This is a genomic window from Pedobacter psychrodurus (assembly GCF_032678585.1).
Classification (GTDB): Bacteria; Bacteroidota; Bacteroidia; order Sphingobacteriales; family Sphingobacteriaceae; genus Pedobacter; species Pedobacter psychrodurus_A.
This window is the reverse complement of the sequence record NZ_JAVTSN010000015.1, coordinates 113,606-133,568: the sequence shown is the minus strand read 5'-3', so window position 1 is coordinate 133,568 and position 19,963 is coordinate 113,606. Positions and strand designations below refer to the sequence as shown.

Annotated in this window: 20 protein-coding genes and 1 tRNA gene; 15 read left to right on the top strand and 6 right to left on the bottom strand. The window is 38.7% G+C overall.

From position 1 onward, the window contains the following. Position 1: 1 nt before the first annotated feature. Positions 2-1,315, bottom strand: a complete 1,314-nt coding sequence (locus tag R2S57_RS12240) for a TolC family protein (RefSeq protein ID WP_316845237.1) — start codon at positions 1,313-1,315, stop codon at positions 2-4. A gap of 93 nt (positions 1,316-1,408) precedes the next feature. Then, positions 1,409-2,020 carry a TetR/AcrR family transcriptional regulator gene (locus tag R2S57_RS12235; RefSeq protein WP_316845236.1) on the bottom strand — a complete coding sequence of 204 codons (612 nt, stop codon included), beginning with the start codon at positions 2,018-2,020 and terminating at the stop codon, positions 1,409-1,411. A gap of 167 nt (positions 2,021-2,187) precedes the next feature. Between R2S57_RS12235 and R2S57_RS12230 the strand changes: the two genes are divergently transcribed. The 5 genes from R2S57_RS12230 (at position 2,188) to R2S57_RS12210 (ending at position 6,026) form a co-directional block, all read left to right on the top strand. Beyond that, complete coding sequence (locus R2S57_RS12230) at positions 2,188-2,628, top strand: sterol desaturase family protein (RefSeq protein ID WP_316845235.1); 441 nt, start codon at positions 2,188-2,190, stop codon at positions 2,626-2,628. A 10-nt stretch (positions 2,629-2,638) separates the two neighbouring features. After that, positions 2,639-3,088 carry a hypothetical protein gene (locus R2S57_RS12225; RefSeq protein ID WP_316845234.1) on the top strand — a complete coding sequence of 150 codons (450 nt, stop codon included), beginning with the start codon at positions 2,639-2,641 and terminating at the stop codon, positions 3,086-3,088. A gap of 46 nt (positions 3,089-3,134) precedes the next feature. Continuing rightward, on the top strand, positions 3,135-4,274 hold the full coding sequence (locus R2S57_RS12220; RefSeq protein ID WP_316845233.1) for a TlpA disulfide reductase family protein: 1,140 nt from the start codon (positions 3,135-3,137) through the stop codon (positions 4,272-4,274). Between the two features lie 73 nt (positions 4,275-4,347). Continuing rightward, positions 4,348-5,364 carry a UDP-N-acetylmuramate dehydrogenase gene (gene murB / locus R2S57_RS12215; protein ID WP_316845232.1) on the top strand — a complete coding sequence of 339 codons (1,017 nt, stop codon included), beginning with the start codon at positions 4,348-4,350 and terminating at the stop codon, positions 5,362-5,364. 131 nt (positions 5,365-5,495) lie between these two features. After that, positions 5,496-6,026 (top strand): RNA polymerase sigma factor, encoded by a 531-nt coding sequence (locus R2S57_RS12210; RefSeq protein ID WP_293304601.1) that lies wholly within the window; start codon positions 5,496-5,498, stop codon positions 6,024-6,026. 354 nt (positions 6,027-6,380) lie between these two features. On the opposite strand, the gene R2S57_RS12205 is transcribed toward R2S57_RS12210, so the two are convergent. Then, positions 6,381-7,862 (bottom strand): phytoene desaturase family protein, encoded by a 1,482-nt coding sequence (locus R2S57_RS12205; RefSeq protein WP_316845231.1) that lies wholly within the window; start codon positions 7,860-7,862, stop codon positions 6,381-6,383. A gap of 324 nt (positions 7,863-8,186) precedes the next feature. Between R2S57_RS12205 and R2S57_RS12200 the strand changes: the two genes are divergently transcribed. From R2S57_RS12200 to R2S57_RS12190, 3 genes are all read left to right on the top strand, one after another. Next, the gene (locus R2S57_RS12200) at positions 8,187-8,717 is read left to right on the top strand and encodes a hypothetical protein (RefSeq protein ID WP_316845230.1); all 531 of its coding nucleotides are present in this window, start codon (positions 8,187-8,189) and stop codon (positions 8,715-8,717) included. Next, entirely contained in the window at positions 8,718-9,407 is a 690-nt protein-coding gene (locus R2S57_RS12195; RefSeq protein ID WP_316845229.1) for a lycopene cyclase domain-containing protein, read from the top strand. A gap of 408 nt (positions 9,408-9,815) precedes the next feature. After that, complete coding sequence (locus R2S57_RS12190) at positions 9,816-10,058, top strand: cytochrome b5 domain-containing protein (RefSeq protein ID WP_316845228.1); 243 nt, start codon at positions 9,816-9,818, stop codon at positions 10,056-10,058. Here R2S57_RS12190 and R2S57_RS12185 read toward each other — a convergent pair. Beyond that, positions 10,045-10,872: an AraC family transcriptional regulator gene (locus R2S57_RS12185; protein ID WP_316845227.1), complete on the bottom strand. Its 828-nt coding sequence runs from the start codon at positions 10,870-10,872 to the stop codon at positions 10,045-10,047. The two genes, R2S57_RS12190 and R2S57_RS12185, sit on opposite strands and share 14 nt — an antisense overlap. Before the next feature lie 85 nt (positions 10,873-10,957). Between R2S57_RS12185 and R2S57_RS12180 the strand changes: the two genes are divergently transcribed. From R2S57_RS12180 to R2S57_RS12170, 3 genes are read left to right on the top strand one after another with little or no spacing between them, the layout of a single operon-like run. Next, on the top strand, positions 10,958-12,295 hold the full coding sequence (locus R2S57_RS12180) for a TolC family protein (protein WP_316845226.1): 1,338 nt from the start codon (positions 10,958-10,960) through the stop codon (positions 12,293-12,295). A gap of 1 nt (position 12,296) precedes the next feature. Further along, positions 12,297-13,364, top strand: coding sequence for an HlyD family secretion protein (locus R2S57_RS12175; RefSeq protein WP_316845225.1), 1,068 nt, complete (start codon positions 12,297-12,299; stop codon positions 13,362-13,364). Next, complete coding sequence (locus tag R2S57_RS12170) at positions 13,348-14,952, top strand: MFS transporter (protein WP_316845224.1); 1,605 nt, start codon at positions 13,348-13,350, stop codon at positions 14,950-14,952. The genes R2S57_RS12175 and R2S57_RS12170 overlap by 17 nt, the downstream gene beginning before the upstream one ends. 225 nt (positions 14,953-15,177) lie before the next feature. Here R2S57_RS12170 and R2S57_RS12165 read toward each other — a convergent pair whose 3' ends face one another. Continuing rightward, complete coding sequence (locus R2S57_RS12165) at positions 15,178-16,098, bottom strand: PfkB family carbohydrate kinase (RefSeq protein WP_316845223.1); 921 nt, start codon at positions 16,096-16,098, stop codon at positions 15,178-15,180. Positions 16,099-16,242: 144 nt separating this feature from the next. Between R2S57_RS12165 and R2S57_RS12160 the strand changes: the two genes are divergently transcribed. Further along, positions 16,243-16,316, top strand: a tRNA-Asn gene (locus R2S57_RS12160). A gap of 165 nt (positions 16,317-16,481) precedes the next feature. On the opposite strand, the gene R2S57_RS12155 is transcribed toward R2S57_RS12160, so the two are convergent. Continuing rightward, positions 16,482-18,539: a HAMP domain-containing sensor histidine kinase gene (locus tag R2S57_RS12155; RefSeq protein WP_316845222.1), complete on the bottom strand. Its 2,058-nt coding sequence runs from the start codon at positions 18,537-18,539 to the stop codon at positions 16,482-16,484. Between the two features lie 233 nt (positions 18,540-18,772). Here R2S57_RS12155 and R2S57_RS12150 point away from each other — a divergent pair, with 233 nt between their 5' ends. From R2S57_RS12150 to R2S57_RS12140, 3 genes are read left to right on the top strand one after another with little or no spacing between them, the layout of a single operon-like run. Next, entirely contained in the window at positions 18,773-19,096 is a 324-nt protein-coding gene (locus R2S57_RS12150; RefSeq protein WP_316845221.1) for a metalloregulator ArsR/SmtB family transcription factor, read from the top strand. A gap of 6 nt (positions 19,097-19,102) precedes the next feature. Beyond that, on the top strand, positions 19,103-19,570 hold the full coding sequence (locus R2S57_RS12145) for an SRPBCC domain-containing protein (protein WP_316845220.1): 468 nt from the start codon (positions 19,103-19,105) through the stop codon (positions 19,568-19,570). 6 nt (positions 19,571-19,576) lie between these two features. Beyond that, positions 19,577-19,963, top strand: a complete 387-nt coding sequence (locus R2S57_RS12140) for a DoxX family protein (RefSeq protein WP_316845219.1) — start codon at positions 19,577-19,579, stop codon at positions 19,961-19,963.

Genomic DNA, 19,963 nt, shown 5'->3' with positions numbered 1-19,963 from the left:
TCTATTTAACTAGCGATTTAATATTTCCGTTTGATTTGATTAATTGTATTTCGGCTATTTTGTAATTCAATAAAGCCTGTGTATAGCTGTTTTGTGCTTCTGTAAGTGCGTTTTCTGTATCCAGAAGATCGGTTAAGGAAGCTAAGCCATTGTTATAGTTGTTTTGTGTGCTTTTGTAAATCTCCTGCGCTAAATCGGCATTTTTACGTTGCGATTTTATGGTGTTGATGTTGTTGCGCAATTGGATTTTCGCGTTCTCGTAAGCCAGGTTTAATGAATTTACTGATTCTTTTCTGCTTTCTTTAGCTTTTTTGATATCTACATCTGCCTGGCGGATTTTTGAACGTGTTAAAAAGCCGTTAAAAATGGGCACTTTTAAGGTTAATCCAACCGCTGATGCGCCGTATCCGATTGCGGCAGCATTCGATTTTAAGAAATCGAAACCATCGCTTTGGCTTGAGTAGGTATAATTGCCAGTTAAAGCCAGTGATGGATAATATTCGGCAACATAAGCCTTTCTTTGCAGGGATAACAATTTATCCTGGTTATCCAAAAGTTTCACCTCAGTTCTGTTTGCCAGATCGATAGAATCGGTGAATACCGGTAAAGTAGTTACTTCTGTTAATTCATTAGCAGGTAAGCTAATTGGCGTAGAAACCGGCATACCCATCGAGAATTTTAACTGATTCTCCAATTGGGTAATGGCATTGATCACCTGCTCACGTTGTGTATTCAGGTTGGTTAAATTTACCGTGATCCGGTCAACGTCGATTTTTCTTGCCAAACCGTTTTTAAATTGGTTTGAAACAATTTTTTCTACAATCTTTACATTTTTAATGTTGGTATCGATTACATTTAACTGTTGTCTGTTTACCAAAACCTGGTAGTAATTGTTGGCAACCAGTTCGATAATCTGCTCTTCTGTTAATTGCGAAGTCAGGTTATAATACTCTTCGCTGGATTTAGCAGCCTGTAAGCCGGTAAAAACCTGTTGGTTGAACAATTGTTGCGAAAGCTGAACACCTGCAGTCGAATTCCAGTTCTGACCCAATTTGATCGCCTGTGTTTGCCCACCGAAATTAGCAACCAACTGACCAATAATTGGGTTGTAGGTTAAGCCCACATTACCTGTAATTTGGGGTAAGGCCTGTGCCCTAACTTCCTCAACCTTGTATCTTCCGCCTTCAATATCCAGTTTCGCGTTGCGAACCTTGGTGTTGTTTTGGAGCGCAAAGGTTAGCGCATCTTTTAAGGTAACTTGCTGCTGAGCAACTACCAGCTGCGGTAAAACCGAACCGATTAGGAGTATGAGCATTAATTTTACCATTTTTACTCTAAGCATAATGTATTGTTTTTTGTTTTTGGGTTCTTATCTATTTAAGTTCTTCTTTTGTAGGTATTTCGTTGCTTAATCTGTGCACCTTAATCCCCTTACAAATATGGTAGTGAGGTTTTTTTGTTTCAATGTCATTCTATTAAATGCCTTTTTATCCGGGAAAAGATCTTTGCCTGTTTCCATAATGCACATCGTACAAAGGCCCATCAAACTTTCGAGATAGAGTTCTGCAACATGGGCAGTATCCTCGTGCTCTATTTCTCCCTTTGTTTTTGCCTGACTAAAAATCTCTGCAAAAAATTCTTTTTCGGAGCCTTTAAGGGCCTGAAGTTTGCCTTTTATTACATCATCGTTCAGTAAATCAGGGATGCCTTCCGTAATCCTTAACATGTAATATTTTTGGAAGAAGGTGTTTCTAACATCTATGGTGCTAAAAAGGATCTCTTCCAATGGCTGATCGGGATTGTATTTCTTTTTGATCAACTCAAAAAAATCATGAAATACCCTTTCGATTACCCCAATAATTAAATGCTTTTTATCCGGGAAATAATAATAAAGCGATGGTTTGGAAACGGAAAGATCTTCTGCAATATCGTTCATCGTGGTTTTTCCAATACCAAAATGGATAAAGCGTTTTATAGCGCCATCAATAATTTGCTCTCTCTTTTTATCGGCTACAATCATTTTACTTTTCTACTTTCTGACTTTTTTAATATTTTAGTCAAAAATAGTGCTAAAAAATGATTTGTCATGAAAGGTTTGTTGAAAAGCGCATTAAGCTTACAATTTTATGACACAATTTTGCATCTTCAGCTGTTTATATATCTTTACAAACCAATCATTTAGAAATATTGTCAATATTAATCAGTCTTTTAGTCTTGCTATTTACCATCGTTGCGATGGAGTGTTTGTCGTGGTTTATGCACAAGTATTTATTTCATGGGCCACTATGGTTTATGCATAAAAGCCACCATCAAAAAGCAAAATCTTTTTTCGAGTGGAACGATCTGTTCGTTGTGCTGTTTGCAGGCTTGTCTATACTTTTAATGTATATCGACAGGGAGCATCTGGGTTACCGGTTTTTTATCGGTTTGGGTATTACTTTATATGGTATAATCTATTTTGTAGTGCACGATTGGTTTGTGCACCGCCGCTTTAAAACTTTTAAAAGCAATAATACCTATTTGCAAGCGGTGAGGAAAGCGCATAAAATCCACCATAAAAATCAGCACAAAGAAAAAGGAAAGGCTTTTGGATTGTTGTTTGTTAGAAGTAAAGTACTAAAAAGCTAAAATACCTACTATGAAAAATTATTACCTGGCTATTCTTCTTGGAATTATTTCGTTGACCTTATATTCATGCAGCAAAAAAACAGATAAAGACCGCGCCATCGCTCTTGTGGAAGCTAAATACGCAAACAGTGATCATGATCTGGATTTCGATAACACAAGTTTAGATAGTCTTTACAACATCTCGCCAAAGGCTTACGCTGATAGCCTAAAAAAAGGAAATGAACTCGATGCTACATTAGCCCAACTAGAGGGCGAGATCGAACATTTAAGTCAGGAAGCATCTGATAGTGTTGGCTTGATCAGTGCGAAGCTCACAAAAGAAAGATATCGTTTATTGGATCTTGCCAAAACCAAACCTGTTTTTACCGGCTGGAAACTTTCGGGTGTTAAATCAGACGAAGCAAAAAGGGAGGAGTTAAGTTTTAATTTTGATAAGGGAATTACGAAAATTGTACAATAAGTACTAATTTTAATCATCTGCTAGCCAAATCTTAACCTGCTCTCACATGAAAATATTGCTTCCTTTAGTTTTTGTATTTATAAGTTTAACAGGCTTTGCTCAAAATGATGCTTCAAAATTTAATTTATTGGGTAAAACCGATTTGAAGGATGGTGAGAAAATTATACTCGAATATCATGGGAACAAAGATTCTGCCTTTGTAAAGGATGGGTCATTCAGATTTAGTGGTCATTTAAATGAACCCAGTTTGGCCAGTTTGAAGCATGGGCAGACTAATATTTTTGAGGGACCAAGGTCTGTCCGGTTATTTTTAGAGCCTGGCGATCTGAAGGTAAACGTTATTGCTGGCCAGTTTTTTAAGGCAGAATTGCTGGGGTCGCAAACACAATCGGATTGGGATAAGCTTAGGCTTAAAAAGGAATACGACGAAATACTGGATAAGATTGACGTGTTAAATAAAACGATTAAAGAAAAGGGCAGTTCTGATGCGTTGAAAGCAAATCTTGATTTAAGTTATGCCGAAAGATTAAGGGTAATTAAAGCTGGAGAAAAAAATAGTTTAACTTTTATTCGCAAAAATCCTGATTCTTACCTAAGCCCTTATTTGCTTACCGCGTTAATTAGATATTTGCCCAGAGATTCCATTCAGTTTTATTATCGGAGTTTTTCGGGTCCAGTGTTAAACAGCGCTTGGGGAAGGGTAGTTTATAAAGCACTGGCTTTTGAAGAATTAAGTAAGGTGGGGCAAACAGCCCCAAATTTTTCTGCGAAACTGGCTAATGGAAAAATGATCAACCTTGCCGAATTTAAAACCAACCAATACGTCCTCTTAGATTTTTGGGGGACTTGGTGTGTGCATTGTAGGGCATTGAGTTCTGATTTGATCGAAATGTATAAAAAATATAACAACAAAGGACTGGAAATTGTGAGTATAGCCACCGACCGAGATCGTAAACTTTGGCAAAAAACAATTGAGGATGACCGTACTGGCTTATGGAAACACATTTTACTTATAGATGCCAGTAAAAGTGAAAAGGGGGATGATTTGGTGGTGCAGTATAATGTTGCAGCTTATCCAACATTCATTTTGATAGACAAAGACGGTAAAATAGCTGGTCGTTATGACGGTGAGGGGAATGATTTTCATGTTAATTTAAAAAATAAGCTGGCCACGATTTTTCAATAGTAGGCTATAGGGGCAATCAATTATTAATATAAAGTCTTTTTATTTTACTTTTGCAGCATAACACAAAATCAATATGCTTCAGATTCAGGAAAATATTTCATTAAAACCATATAATTCATTTGGCATCGATGTTAAGGCCAATTATTTTGCTGAGATATTTGATGAAGCAGGTCTGATTAAGTTATTTAAAAATGAGGTTGTAAAATCTAACAAGCTTTTGATTATTGGAGGTGGCAGTAACGTGCTTTTTACTGAAGATTACAAAGGTTTAGTCATTAAAATCAGCATCAAAGGTATCCAATCTGAAGTTTTGGAGGATAAGGTCCTGGTAACTGCAGGTGCCGGAGAAGTTTGGAACAATTTTGTGAATTATTGTGTGGCACATCATTTTGCGGGTGTAGAAAATCTTAGTCTTATCCCGGGTACAGTAGGTGCCTCGCCAATTCAAAATATTGGTGCCTATGGCGTAGAGCTTAAAGATGTTTTCGAAAGTTGTACGGCATTTGAGATTAAGACCGGGCAGGTTAAAACTTTTACTTATGCTGATTGTCAGTTCGGTTACCGCGAAAGTATTTTCAAAGGAGCGTTAAAAGGTCAGTATATTATTACGTCGGTTACTTTCCGTTTGTCGGCAGAAGCGAAAATTAATACTTCTTACGGTGCAATTGAAACCGAACTCTTAAACCGTGGCATCGAAAATCCAAATATTGCGGATGTTTCTGCGGCGGTATCACATATTCGGGTAAGTAAATTACCTGATCCTTCTACTATTGGTAACGCGGGTAGTTTCTTTAAAAATCCGGTGATCGAAAAATACGAATTTGCCGATGTTGTGGCTAAACACCCCGATGTGGTGCATTATCCCACAGCTGATGATAAGATTAAACTGGCTGCGGGATGGTTAATCGAACAGTGTGGCTGGAAGGGCAAAGTAGTGGGCCAAACAGGCACCTGGAAAAACCAGGCTTTGGTTTTAGTTAACCATGGAGGTGCAACTGGCACAGAGGTGTTCCAATTTTCTGCACAGATTATAGACAGTGTAAAGTCCACTTTTGGAGTCACTTTAGAAAGAGAAGTAAATATTCTGTGACGAAACCATGCTGTAACGTGGTTATACGCTTTTGGCACCGTGCCAGAAATTTTTGGTACTAAGTTTGTTTAGGTTTAGGCGAATGAACATTAATTCATTTGTTTTTTTTAATCTTCCTAAAGCTAAACATCATGACAAAATTCGAATTCAATCATCTGGTTAATCATCACTCGGTATCACTTAGATCTTATGCTTTAAATTTTACAAAAGACGCAGAAGACGCGAATGATTTGGTTCAGGATACCATGTTGAAAGCGATCACTTATTACAATAAGTTTAAAGAGGGTACGAATTTGAAAGGTTGGTTATTTACCATCATGAAAAATACTTTCATCAACAACTACCGTCGTTTGGTAAAAACGAATACTTTGATTACCCAGAGCGAAGATATTTCTTCTGCTAACCTTTCATATAGTGCAACAAAAAACCAGGCTGAAAGTAAATTTGTACTGGGCGATATTGATAAAGCCCTTTCACAATTGCCTGAAGAGTATTATGTGCCTTTTATCCGTTATTTTGAAGGATATAAGTATCATGAAATTGCAGATATGTTGGAAATTCCGATCGGAACGGTTAAAACACGTATCCACGTAGCAAGAGGAATCCTAAAAAAATACCTTAAAACATATTCAAAAGAAATTGCCATTAGTGAAATGGCTTAAGATACATCCATCGAAAAACTAGGGGCTCAGATTTTATCTGGGCCTTTTTTGTTTGTTTACTTTCTGCATGAAATCTACTCAAGCAGATTTCTCCGTTCCGCGTTGCTTCAGTCGAAATGACGATCAGATATTGACGCTAGTTATTTCCAAAATGTCGTATAAAGCAAAAGGCCTGAAAATTCAGGCCTTTTTGCTTATCATATATTTGGTTAGTTGATTCTTATTTTTTCTTTCAACAATTCGCCTTCTCTCTTATTTCGAAACAAATGCAAACCCCGAACAATTATGTGTTTTAAAGCTTTATTGCAGTGTTTTTGTTTTGTGGTTATAAAGATAAGGGAAATTTTAAATTTGTCAAGCTTTTTTTAACTTTTTTTTTATTTCTTTTGCTACCACTTGCCCGGAGATGATTGCAGGTGGCACTCCGGGGCCTGGAACGGTTAATTGTCCGGTGTATAAAAAATTTGTTACCTTACTTTTCATCTTCGGTTTTAAAAAAGCAGTCTGTTTCAAAGTGTTTGCTAATCCATATGCATTTCCTTTATAAGCATGGTAATCTTCCACAAAATCGTTCATGGCATAACTGCGTTTAAACAAAATGTTAGCGCTGATGTCATTTCCTGTTAAATCTTTGAAACGTTTAAGCAATACATTAAAGTATTCTTCTCTTTTGCTTTCGCTATCTTTTAAATCGGGGGCAAGCGGAATTAAAAAGAAAAGGTTCTCGCAACCTTCCGGTGCTACGCCTGGATCGGTAACCGAAGGGCAGCAGGCGTAAAACAATGGTTTTGATGGCCACTCCGGATCGGTATAAATTTCTTCGGCATGCTGATCAAAATTCTCGTCGAAGAATAAGTTATGGTGTAATATATGGTCTAGTTTTTTATTTAACCCGATATAAAATAAAAGGCAGGAAGGCGCCATTGTTCTTTTATCCCAATATTTTTCGCTGTAATTGCGGTAAGGCTTTTCAAAAAGATGTTGGTCGATATGGTGATAATCGGCATTGCCCACTATAAAATCACTTTTGAAACTACCCTTATTGGTGATCACTGTTTCTGCAATGTTGTTCTTAACTTCAATTTTGCTTACTTCTGTATCGAAAATAAATTTCACGCCCTGTTCTTCAGCAATGGTTTGCATAGCGCTTACAATTTTGTGCATCCCACCTATCGGGTACCAGGTGCCTAAAACAAGGTCGGCATAGTTCATTAAACTATACAAAGCAGGTGTGTTTTGTGGTGTGGCACCTAAAAATAAAACCGGAAATTCTAAAAGTTTCCTTAATCGCTCATTTTTGAATAATTGATGTACATGTTTCCGCATATTGCCCAAAAGCTGCAGCTTGATTCCGCTAATGGCCAATCGCGGATCGAAATACTCCATTACGCTATGCGAAGGTTTAAAAACATATTCGTTCATGCCCACATCGTATTTGTATTTGGCCTGATCGAGGAAAGTTTGAAGGTTTTTACTACTGCCAGGTTCTAGTTTTTCGAACAAGGCATACAAATCAGCTAATGTTGCCGGAACGTCGATCGTATCTGTTTTGCCAAAATAAATACGGTAAGATGGACTTAATCTCTTAAGTTCATAAAAATCGGAAGTTGTTTTATTAAAGAGTTGGTAGTAGTTTTCGAAAACATCGGGCATCCAGTACCAGCTTGGTCCCATATCGAAAGTAAAGCCGTCTTTTTCCCAGGTTCTGGCCCGGCCGCCAGCCATTTCATTTTTTTCGATTACCGTAACTTCGCAACCATCCTTGGCCAACAAAGCGGCTGCGGCCAAACCTGCAAAACCGGCACCAATAACGGTAACTTTGGGTTTTTTATCCATGCTGTAAATAAAGGAAATTTATTGCGTTTTGTTTTTGTTATTTGTTCCTTGTTTGGTGGCGCACCAACGCTCGTGAACTCCAAATATCCCGTCCTGGCGGGCATTCCAATGTCGTTAAGTAAGTCTTAGTTATTGGTAAACACAATTTAACCACAGATAAAAAGGATGCACACAGATATAATCCGTGTTTATCTGTGTCCATCCGTGGTTAAATCCCATAATGTAATGAGATTGGGAGGACACCCCTCTAAAAGAAGGGAATGGAGTGCCGCTTCATAACAACATGCCAAATACAATTAGCTTTTCTTACCTTTGCGCCCAAACATGATCAAATTACGCATTATATTTTTTCTGCTCTTTGCAGCTACCAATATTACTTACGCCCAGTTATCAACCCAGGAAATTGCGGCGCTGAAAACCAATATGGTTAAAGCGGTAGAAAACTCGAAGTTAACCGATTCGTTATTTAATAAGCTAAACAAACTCCCTAATAAAACAGCTCTGATTACAGGTTATACCGGAACGTTGGAAGCGTTGAAAGCTAAACATTCATGGAATCCCTATAACAAGATTAAATATGTAGGCCGATCGCTTAAAACCATGCAAAAAGCGATTGATATGGATAAAGAGAATATGGAAATCCGTTTTATGCGGTTTTCGATCGAGTTTTATACCCCTTCTTTTTTAGGTTTTAGTAAGGACCTTGCCGAAGATAAAAAGGAGATAGTTAAACATTATCAGAATGAAAATTTTGGCCTTGCCGACCACGAGCTGGTGAAAAATGTTGCCAAATTTATGATCGACAGTAAAAGATGTACCCCGTCAGAAGTTAAAATTTTAAAGAAACACCTATAAATGAATTATACTTATTTACTTATAAACCTTGCCGTAATTTTCTTTCCACTGGTTTTATCATTTGATAAAAAGGTTCATTTCTTTAGTAAATGGAAATTTGTATTCCCCGCCATATTGATTACCGGTGTGGTATTTTTAATTTGGGATATCCTGTTTACCAAACTAGATGTATGGTCTTTCAATCCCAATTACATCATTGGCATAAATCTTTTGGGTTTGCCTTTAGAGGAGATGCTTTTCTTTTTGACCGTTCCCTACGCCTGTGTGTTTATTTATGAGTGTTTAAATGTTTATTTTCCTAAAAATAACCTGCAGAAATATAGTCTGGCGATAAGCAATTTATTACTGGGTATATGTGTGGCCATGTTGTTTTTCGGTCATGGCAGGTGGTATACCTTCATTAATTTTGGGTTTTTGCTTGTGGTATTGGGTTATGTAGAGTACATCAATTCGAAACATCGGTTTATGTACCGGTTTTTTAGGGCTTATCTGGTTTCACTTATTCCTTTTTATATTGTAAACGGATTTTTAACCGCTATCCCGGTAGTGATCTATAACAGCCGAGAAAATGTAGGTTTTAATGTGGGCAGTATTCCTTTCGAAGATCATTTCTATTTAATGAGCCTGCTGTTGATGAATGTTTACCTGTACGAGGTTTTTAAAAGCAGAGGTGCTAAAAGGATAGCTTAAAATAAATTGTTTTTTTTGAAAATGAATGTGCAGTAATTCTTCGGAGGCTACAATCCCGCTTTTAGTTGCAAGTCCTCGCTGCGCTGCGGTCTTTCCACTGCATCTGATAGCTATCAGATCGGGTTTAAAACCAGGGGTTTCTGCACCCTGCAAATCTACAAATGAAATGCTGTATTGGCCACCTAGCCCTGGTTGGAGCGGTACCCTGCAGCAACGAGGTACGAGGAAGCGAAGCGTACAAGCGTAAAACGGGGAGAAACTTATTTTTTTGCTCTGGTGTTGCGCTTCTAAATAGTCTTCGACTGCGCTCAGACTTACAGTCAGCGTCCTTTTAAAAAATGGTGTCATCCTGAGTATAGTCGAAGGACAATCTTTTTTTTCTTTATCTTCAACGCGAAATTAATCTAAATGGATTTACCAGGTTATACCAAGCAGCAGCTCGCTTTACGCAACGGACAGGATAAACCGCAGATTTGGGTGGCTTATAAAGGTTTGATATACGATATGACCGATAGCAGGCTGTGGCGGAATGGCAAACATTACGAGCATTGGGCCGGGCAGGATTTAACGGATGAGCTACCCGACGCACCCCATACCGAAGCTGTTTTTGAAAAGTTTATTCCTATAGCCAAACTTATTACACCAAATTAATTTTGGTTAGGGTAGATTGCTTCAGTTCCTTAAATTCTGAAGGCCTTTTGCCCACCATCTTATAAAAAGTATTGCTGAAAGAAGAAATACTATTATACCCCACCTGATAAGCAACCTCGCTGATCGTAGCATCACTTTCCAATAGTTTTTCCATTGCTTTAATCATCCTGGCTAATTTCAGATACTGAAAAAAAGAAGTATCTAAGGCCGATTGAAATAACCTGGAAAGTGTACGTTCGCTAAATCCCATTGCTTTGCCCACGCTTTCTAAACTCATGCCATCATCGGCAAGTCCGTCAACGATATGTCTTAACACAGGTCTCAACCGCTGGTTTTCTGTTGTTGGTAATGCAATTGGGAGTGGGTGTTCGCTCACTACGGGCAGAATATTTTTAAGGGTGTTTAAAAAATCATATTCTTTGGTTTGTGGTACAATATTACCGTTCCAGCGCTCAGAAAAGAGGAACATTTCGAGTAAAAGATTATTTACAGGGTAAATGCCAATCTGTTTGTAAAAAGGGTTTTCATCATCCGTAGTGGTATCAAAATAGATATTCCGCACAATTGCGGCATGATAGCGGTGCTGTAAGTGGTGTTCTACCCCAGCTGGGATCCAAACATAATGCCTTGCTGGCAGGAAGTAAGATTTCTCTTTGGTGTATAAGAAAATAATGCCGCCCTCTACATAAGTGAGCTGTCCTTTTAAATGCGTATGGTCTTGAAATCGGTCTTCAAACCTGCTATGCCAAACATACATGGTTTCTGGTTTTTCGTCGATTGCAAATAAAAGGTCTTCGTTGCTAACTTTTATCATTTGGCTGGTTTAAACAAATATCTGTCGGTTTAGATAAAACAAAGTAACAAATCTGTAGCGAAATTTGCATCATTAATTAACGAATATGAATTTTAACAGGAGTAAAAGAATATTTTGGGTGTGCATGCCCTTTCTTTTATCATCAATTTTTGTTCATGCACAAGCTGTTCCGGATCAAAGCAATTTTACCATCAGCCAGATTTGGGCACTTGCGGATAGCAACAATAAAAAAATCCAGATGCAGGGCCTCCATGTGCAGGCTGCTGATGCGCATGTAAAAGTAAGCAAGGCTGAAAGGTTGCCAGAGATAGCTGCCGAAGGACTTTATGCGCATGTTTTTCCTCTGCCGATTTACGAAAATGGACTCTTCCATACCCCGAGTCAGTTTCCGGTTGCACCAACCTATTATAAAGCGAGTGCCGATGCCTATTTCAATATTTATAATGGTGGGAAAACCACTATTGAAATTAATGCATCGAAAGTAGAAAGCGAATTGAGCAGGATACAAAAAGGGCAAAGTAAACAGGAAATCCATTATACCGCAGCGGTTTATTTTTACGACGTTTTTCGTAATATTTCCTATCAGGTTTTGTTGGAGCAAGACATCCGCGACCGCGAAAAACAACTGGCCGAAATTAACCAGTTGTATAAAAATGGTACGATATTAAAAAGTGATGTATTAAGGGCCGAACTGCGTCTTTCGAAACAACGTATGCTATTAACCGAAATCAGCAACAGCATTAAAATTGCGAAACAGAAACTCAATATTTTGATCGGAAGAACGGATGATGCACCACTGAATCCACAGATTTCGGACAATGAAACCGATGCGATCGCACTTAAACAGGTTGATGAATATTTTAACGATGCCAAAACATCTTCTTACCAAATACAGCTTTCGGAAAGAGAGCAGGCTTTGGCAAAATTGAAATTAAAGAATGTAAAATCAAACATTATGCCTTCTTTGGGTTTCTTTGGTGAGTATGCTTTTGCTTATCCACAGATTCAGTTTTATCCTTATGCCTTATCGCTTTATAGTACCGGAATGGTTGGACTGAAGCTTAAAATCCCGGTTTCTTCCTGGTATACCAATCAACACAAAGTGAAGGAAGCGGAGATTAAGGTGCATCAGCAGGAGGTTGAAGACGAGGATGTGAAAGATCATATCCGCCAGGAAGTGGAGGAAAATTATATCCGTTACAAAGAATCGGTACAACGCATAACACTGGCCGAAGAAAATATTAAACAGGCTGCAGAAAGTTACCGCATTGTACAGAATACCTATTTCAACCAGTTGTCGCTTTTAACCGATCTGTTGGATGCGGAAACCCAGTTATTGCAATCGCGGTTCGAACTCACCACCGCAAAAGTGAATGCCAAAATACAATACTATCAGTTACAAAAAGCCGTAGGAAATTTATAAAATGAACACACAGAAACAAAGCAAGGCCGATAAAATCATCAGTAGGATAACCACGATAATAGCGCTCATCGTTTTAGTGGTGTTGATGGTATGGGGTGGTAAAACGCTCTTTGGCTATATGAAATATGAGGAAACGAACGATGCCCAGGTAGATGAATACATCAATCCGGTAACGGCGAGGGTAAGTGGTTATATCAAAGAAGTAAAATTTGAAGAAAACCAGGATGTGAAAAAAGGAGATACGCTGGTTTTGATCGATGATGACGACTACACAGTTCAACAAGATGAGGCCTCGGCTTCGTTATTAAATGCCAAAGCACAGGTTTCGGTACAACAAAGTAATATTAAAACGGCACAAAGTACCGCCCTGGTTGCCGAAGCCAAAATTGCTGCAGCAAAAGCAAAACTTTGGAAACAGCAAACGGAGTATAACCGTTATAAAAAGCTGTTCGATGCCGAATCGGCTACCCGGCAACAGCTGGAAACCATTGAGAGTTTGTTGCAGGTTGCACAGGCAGAGTACCAGGCAGCTAAAGAAGATTATGTAACCGCTATCTCCAGAACGAACGATATCAAAGCGCAAAGCGATGTACTGGAGTCTGAAATAAAAAGAAGACAAGCCGTTGTGAAAAGAAACAACCTGAATACCTCTTACACCGTAATTGTAGCCCCTTATGATGGCAAGATGGGTAGAAGAACCATCCAGGCAGGGCAATTGGTTCAAACCGGCCAAACCATCGCTTATATTGTGGATCGGAGTGCCGGTAAATGGGTGGTGGCTAATTTTAAGGAAACCCAGATTGCTCAAATGCATGTTGGCGAAAAGGTAAATGTTGAGGTTGACGCTTTTCCGGGTCAATCGTTTATTGGCGAAATCGAATCACTTTCGGGCGCCACAGGATCGAGGTTTTCGCTATTGCCGCCGGATAATGCGACCGGAAACTTTGTAAAGATTGCCCAGCGTATCCCTGTGCGTATCCGTTTAGATAAAAAAGACGATGGCATCGGTCTTTTGAGTGCCGGAATGAGCGCAAGTGTTAAAGTGAAAAGGAATGGGAAAAATGACTGATCAGTTGCCCATATTTAAAGCAAGAATACCCGAATGGTTGGTGATACTGAGCATTTTCGCCGTGCTTTTATCCTCGGTATTGCTTTTTGCACTTTCTACTGCCGATGGCACAGCAGCTGCCGGTTATTATGGTGCAAGTGCTTCTGATGTTCAGTTTTCACTGTTGATGTTTTATGCAGCAGTTGCGAGTTTTGCCGTGGTTGAGCGCAGGTTCTTCGCCCGGGTGGTCACCAAAGATTACCTTTTAATTTGTATTATTTTAGAAATCCTGATTGCTTATTGGTGTTATCATACACGCGAAATCTGGCTCGTTTTTACACTGAGGTTTCTGCAAGGCATCGTAAATTGTGGTTTAACCAGCATATCTCTGAATCTGCTTTTTAGCAGGTTAAAATCAGAACATGCGAAAGAAACAGGTTATACCATTTTTTATGGAATGATCCTTTGTGTATCGCCCTTAACAGCGTTGTTCTCCGTACCTATTGTAGAGAATTTTGAATATAACGTGGTGTACAAGGCCATTATATTCTGTTTTCTGCCCAGTGCCGTTCTGTTGTTTAGTGTAATGAACAGGGTACATCTATTGCGCAAAACGCCATTATACAAGATCGATTGGATGAGTTTTGTGCTTTTTTCTACCATGCTGGTGTGTATTGCCTATGTTTTGGTTTATGGACAGCAGTACGATTGGCTGGATGATGCCAGTATTCTATACTCCATTTTGGCTATCCTGTGTTTGTTTGTGGTTTCGATCGTTAGACAACTTACCTTAAAAAGACCAGCAGTTGATTTAAGTATTTTCAGGTCACGGAATTTTGCCATTGGCATTGTCTTTTTGGTGATCCTTTATATCATACGCGGTGCTTTTAGCTTAACTTCCTCGTACTTTATTAATGTTTTGGGAATGGATTCGTTGCATGCCAACGAGATTATGATCTTCAATATTGCCGGGGTGGTAGTAGGCTCAATCATTGCCATCCGTTTTCTGATCCGCCAGAAACATTTAAGGGTACTATGGGTAACCGGTTTTGTATTGCTTTTTGCATTTTTTTTATGGATGTGCCAGCTGTTTGCCAGTGAGGCAGGAACAGCGAATTTTTACCTGCCGCTATTTTTGCAAGGAGTAGGGGCCGGAATGGTAATGTCGCCGATTGTAATGTTTATCATGTCTTCGGTTCCCGATCGTATGAGCCAATCGGCATCATCTGTAGGTGTGTTTGTTCGTTTTTCGACCTTTAGCCTCAGTTTGGCTTTTATCAATTTCTACCAGCTTTATTTTAAAGGAAAACATGGCGACGATTTGCGTGGCGGTATTACCCTGTTGGATTTTAACCTGCCAGAAAGATTAAAAATGTATCAATCCGCTTTGAGTAGCAGAGGGATGCCTCGAGATGAAGCAGGTAAGGTAGCTGTTGGTTTGCTCAATAAAGCCGTTCAAAAACAAACTTTTTTGCAGTTTTGTGTAAGTTATTATGAATGGATCGCGGTACTTTGTTTATTGTCGATCGTGTTTATTGCCTTGCAGCCGATAATCAGCAGAACGGTAATTAATTTGAGGGGTAAACAGCCTGCGGCAGTTGGGTTTTAGTGCAGTTTGCAGTTGTTCGTGTTGTCACCCTGATCCGATAGCTATCGGATTCATTTCAGGATCTTTGTAGCAGGAAGGATGCTGAAATAAATTCAGCATGACGATCGGGTTAAATGAACTGTAGGCAATTAAAAAGCCGCAGATTTTCAGAAATTAATCTTTAAATCTGCGGCTCATGTATGTGCAATTAAAATTGAAAACTGTCAGCTGGGAATTGCCAACTGATTAAGCTTCTATTGTAAATGCACTTAAGCTTACAAATTCCTGAATTCTGGCCGCAACTTCTTCGTCGGTTAGGTTTAATAACTTTTCCGTTCCAAATTTCTCTACGCAGAAAGATGCCAGTGCCGAACCATAAATGATTGCATTTTTCATATTGTTAAAGCTAATGGTACCTACTTTAGCCAAATAACCGATAAAACCACCCGCAAAAGTATCGCCAGCACCAGTTGGATCAAATACTTCAGCCAAAGGCAATGCCGGAGCAGAGAAAATCTGATCTTCATGGAACAATAAAGCACCATGTTCACCTTTTTTAATAATCAGATATTTTGGGCCCATGGTAAGGATTTTCTTTGCCGCTTTAACCAATGAGTATTCGCCAGATAACTGACGCGCTTCAGCATCATTAATGGTTAATACGTCAACCAATTTAATGGTTTCCAGTAAATCGTCCATCATAATGTCCATCCAGAAGTTCATGGTATCCATTACAATTAACTTAGGACGGTTTTTAAGGCGTTTAATTACCGTTTGCTGTACCTGAGGGGTTAAGTTGCCCAGCATTAAATATTCGCAATCCTGATAGCTCTCTGGGATAATCGGGTCGAAGTTTTCCAATACGTTTAATTCAGTGATCAAAGTATCGCGACTGTTCATATCGTTATGGTATTTTCCCGACCAGAAAAAAGATTTTTCACCTGCTTTAATCTGTAATCCTTCGGTATCAATGCCGTGGGCAGTGAAGATATCAATGTCTGATTGATGAAAATCATCACCAACAACTGCTACGATTTTTGCTTTATTATAAAAGTAAGATGCGGCTAAACTTGCGTAAGTTGCTGCTCCACCTACAATTTTATCCGTTTTTCCGAAAGGAGTTTCAATAGCATCAAAAGCTACAGTACCTATGATTATCAGGCTCATATCTATGTGTTAATTTTTTTTTAAAATTTTTCACTGCAAATATTGCATAAATAATTTAAAAGCCCTAATATTGCATTCCCAAAACGAACAAGGCTATATGTACTGCAAAGCACAAAAGACCTCGTTTTAGGAAACGACCAGTACTCCTTCTTAGCTCAGCTGGTTAGAGCATCTGACTGTTAATCAGAGGGTCGCTGGTTCGAGCCCAGCAGAGGGAGCTTCAAAAACCCGCAACGAAAGTTGTGGGTTTTTTGCGTTTATAGCTGGACGGGATTTTATCCTGAGCGCAGGCGACGAGAGCCTAGCAGAGGGAGCTTCAAAACCTGATTAACACCTAAATCGGCGCTTATAAAAAATATAGGTTCTTTAAAGAATAGGTTTATTTATTTTAATGGAAGCTCAACGAAAAAAGTTGTACCCTGGTTTAATTCACTTTCAAACCATATTTTACCTTGATGTGCTTCAACGATCTGTTTGGAAATGGCTAGTCCCAGGCCTGAAGAATATTCGCCCATAGTTCCTTCTCTTTGGGCTACTGTAAACAGATCAAAGATGGTATTTCCTAGCTCGGCTGGAACACCTATGCCATTATCCTCAATGGTTACCATAACCGTTTTTAGCGTTTCTTCTGTTGTTATTTTTATTTCTGCTCCAATAGGACTGAATTTTATGGCATTTGCAATCAGATTGCTGAATACCCTCCATATTTTTCTTCCATCTGCCTGAATGGTAATGTTCTGTACCTTGAGGTTTAATTTTTGCTTTTTTTCGAGTGCCTTAAATTTAAATAGGTTAGCGCAATAATTTAACAGTGTATGCATTTCAACAGATTCTTTGATCAGATCGGCAGTTTCGGCGTTTATATTTAATAAATTAGTAATCATTTCCAAAGATCGCTGGCTCGAAACTTCTAAAAGATCTAGCATTTCAAGGTCGGCCTGGGGTAGGGCTGTTGTTTTAAGTATCCCCGAAATGCTTATTGCTGCGGCTATCGGACTTCTCAGGTCATGGGCCATAATTTTCATCATGCGGGTATTTTCCTGTTGCGTTTGCTCTAAAGTGGACAGCAGTTTTTGCATATTTAAATTTTGAGCCGTAATTTCCCTGTTCATCACTTTTAATTTTTCCCTGTTAAACAATATCAGGCTCAGTAATGCTATTGTGATTACTGTGAAGAAAATAAATATGATTAAATAATTTTTTTTGATTTTATTGTCTTTGTTAAGCAAAGCTATTTTGTATTCCTGTTCGCTGGCCTTAAACGATAAATTGATGTCTGCTTTTCTCAGGCTCTCATTCTCAGTGTTCAATGAATCGTCGAGCTGATGATAAAGTTGCATGTGCTCAATGGCCTCGGGTACGTTATGAATCTGATCAAAGTAACTCCATTTTAGCCGATATAATTTGATCTGGCTACTAACCGTCATTTTCTGATCCTTTAATTTTCCGTCCAGTACCAGCTGAAGTTCGTTTAATAGAATTTTTGCTTCCTTAAAGCGTTTCAGGTCAAGATACAGTGAGGCCAGCTTTATTTTGGCAGTTTGTGCATCTGCCTGATCATGACTGGGCTGGTCGTTAATTTTAATACTTTCTTTCAGGTATTTTTCAGCTTCACCATCATGTTTGATTTTTGCATATACGCCACCTAAGTTTCCGTAAACAACTCCATGGGCGATCGTTAAAAAATCTGCTTGCTGAGGATACTTGATGAGGCTTTCGTCCAAAAAAGCGATTGCTTTTCTATAATAATATATGGCGCTGTCTGGTTTGTTTGCCTTTTCAAAACAAAGGGCAATGGTGTTGATGTAACTTTGCCGGGATATAAATGTTGCCTTTAGCGATTCTTCGTGATCGCAATTTTTACTTTCAGAAAATGCTTTTTTAAGATAGGTAACTGCGTCGAGATATTGGTGTTGATTATATTTTAAAAGCCCCAATCTATAGTTAAAACCATAAGAATCACAGCTGTCGAGATTTTTTAATGCAAGTTGCCCGGCATTATAGTAATAATTAAAAGCTGTATTGTACATTTTAGTTAAAACAAGAGCATCTCCTTTAGTAAAAATGGCATTTGCATAGGCTGATCTGTATAGGCCTTCCTTCCCTTTTAGTATATAGTGCATGCTGTCTGCATAGAGGTTGGCTTTTGCTGTATCTGGTTGTCTATGATAATAATATACAGCTTTCGCATAATATTTGTTATAGATGTCCATCAAATTTGGCGCTTTTAGCTTGCCATATGCAGAATCAAGATAGGTTAGCGCTTGCTCATTAAACCCCGCGTAGATAAGGGAGTCCATGTGTGCCACTATCTTTTTGCTTTGTGGAGATTGTTCTACTTTTTCTGTCGAGGCTGTTTGTTTGCAGGCGAATTGAAAAAAGAATAAAAGCAATAAAATAAAAGGCGGAACACTTTTTTTGCAAAGGGAGTTACGGGTCATCGCTTTATTTTTAACATGCTCAAACTATCATTACCCAAATTACATTAAAAAAGTGATAAGGTGAAATGAAGTACATGAGAGCATTCAAAGAGATGATAAAATTACCTGAATAAGTACTATGGGGGATATCGCTAATATCTGCTGATATGACCAAAAGCTTGATCTCAAAAAAAATCAGATAAACTTGCGTAGTTAAATGACTTCATTTATATTTGTAGTCAAATAGCTACATAATGAATTTAAGAAGAGATGTATTTCAGGCCATTGCCGATCCTACCAGGCGGGCAATACTGTTGCTGGTGGCCACACAATCGATGACGGCAGGGGCAATAGCCACGAATTTCGATACCGCGAGACCAACTGTTTCTAAACACCTTCAAATTCTTACCGAATGCGAGCTGCTTGAGCAAAAACAAAATGGCAGGGAGATCCATTACCACACGAACGCCAAAAAGATGAAAGAAATAGCTGATTTTATCGAGCCTTTCCGCAAAATGTGGGATGGTCGGTTTAATAAATTAGAAGATATCATGAAAAACTATAAACCAACCAAATAGCATAACATGGAGCAGAAAACAAAAATCGATGCCGAGAACGGCAAACAGGAAATCGTCATCACCAGGGAATTTGATCTGCCTTTGGCCCTCCTTTTTAAAGCTTATGTAGAGCCTGAAATTGTAGCGCAGTGGATGGGTACCAAAGTGCTGAAGCTAGAAAATAAAAAGTACGGCAGTTATCAGTTTGAAACCTCCGATGCTAAAGGGAATGTTGCGTTTGTGGCTACCGGGGTAATTCATGAATTTGTTGCTGAAGAAAAAATAACACGGACATTCGAAATGGAAAATACACCCTTTGGGGTTCAGCTTGAGTTTTTAAGCTTTGAAAAACTGGATGATGATAAGAGTAAGCTCACCATGCATGTTATTTACAGATCGGCTGCAGTTAGAGACCAGATACTTGCTTTACCCTTTGCACAGGGCATTAATATGGCCCATAACCGTCTACAAGATGTCGTAAACCAATTAAAATAATACATCATGACAAAAAGAAACAAAATTATCTACTGGATTGCCACAGTTTGGCTTGCATTGGGCATGTTATCTACTGGCATAGTACAATTATTGAAAACGAAAGAAGAAGTGGCCCTGTTTACCCAATTGGGCTATCCACTGTATTTTTTGAGCATATTGGGGATTTGGAAAATTTTAGGCGTGGTTGCCGTGCTTATTCCTAAATTTACTTTACTAAAAGAATGGGCTTATGCTGGCTTTTTCTTCGTCATGTCGGGTGCTGTTTTCTCACATCTGGCCACTGAGGATCATGGCTTTTCTGCATATTTTGGTCCGATTTTACTATTGGTATTAACTGCGTTATCCTGGTATTTCAGACCTGCAGATAGAAAAACCGTTCCTCCTAATTTATGA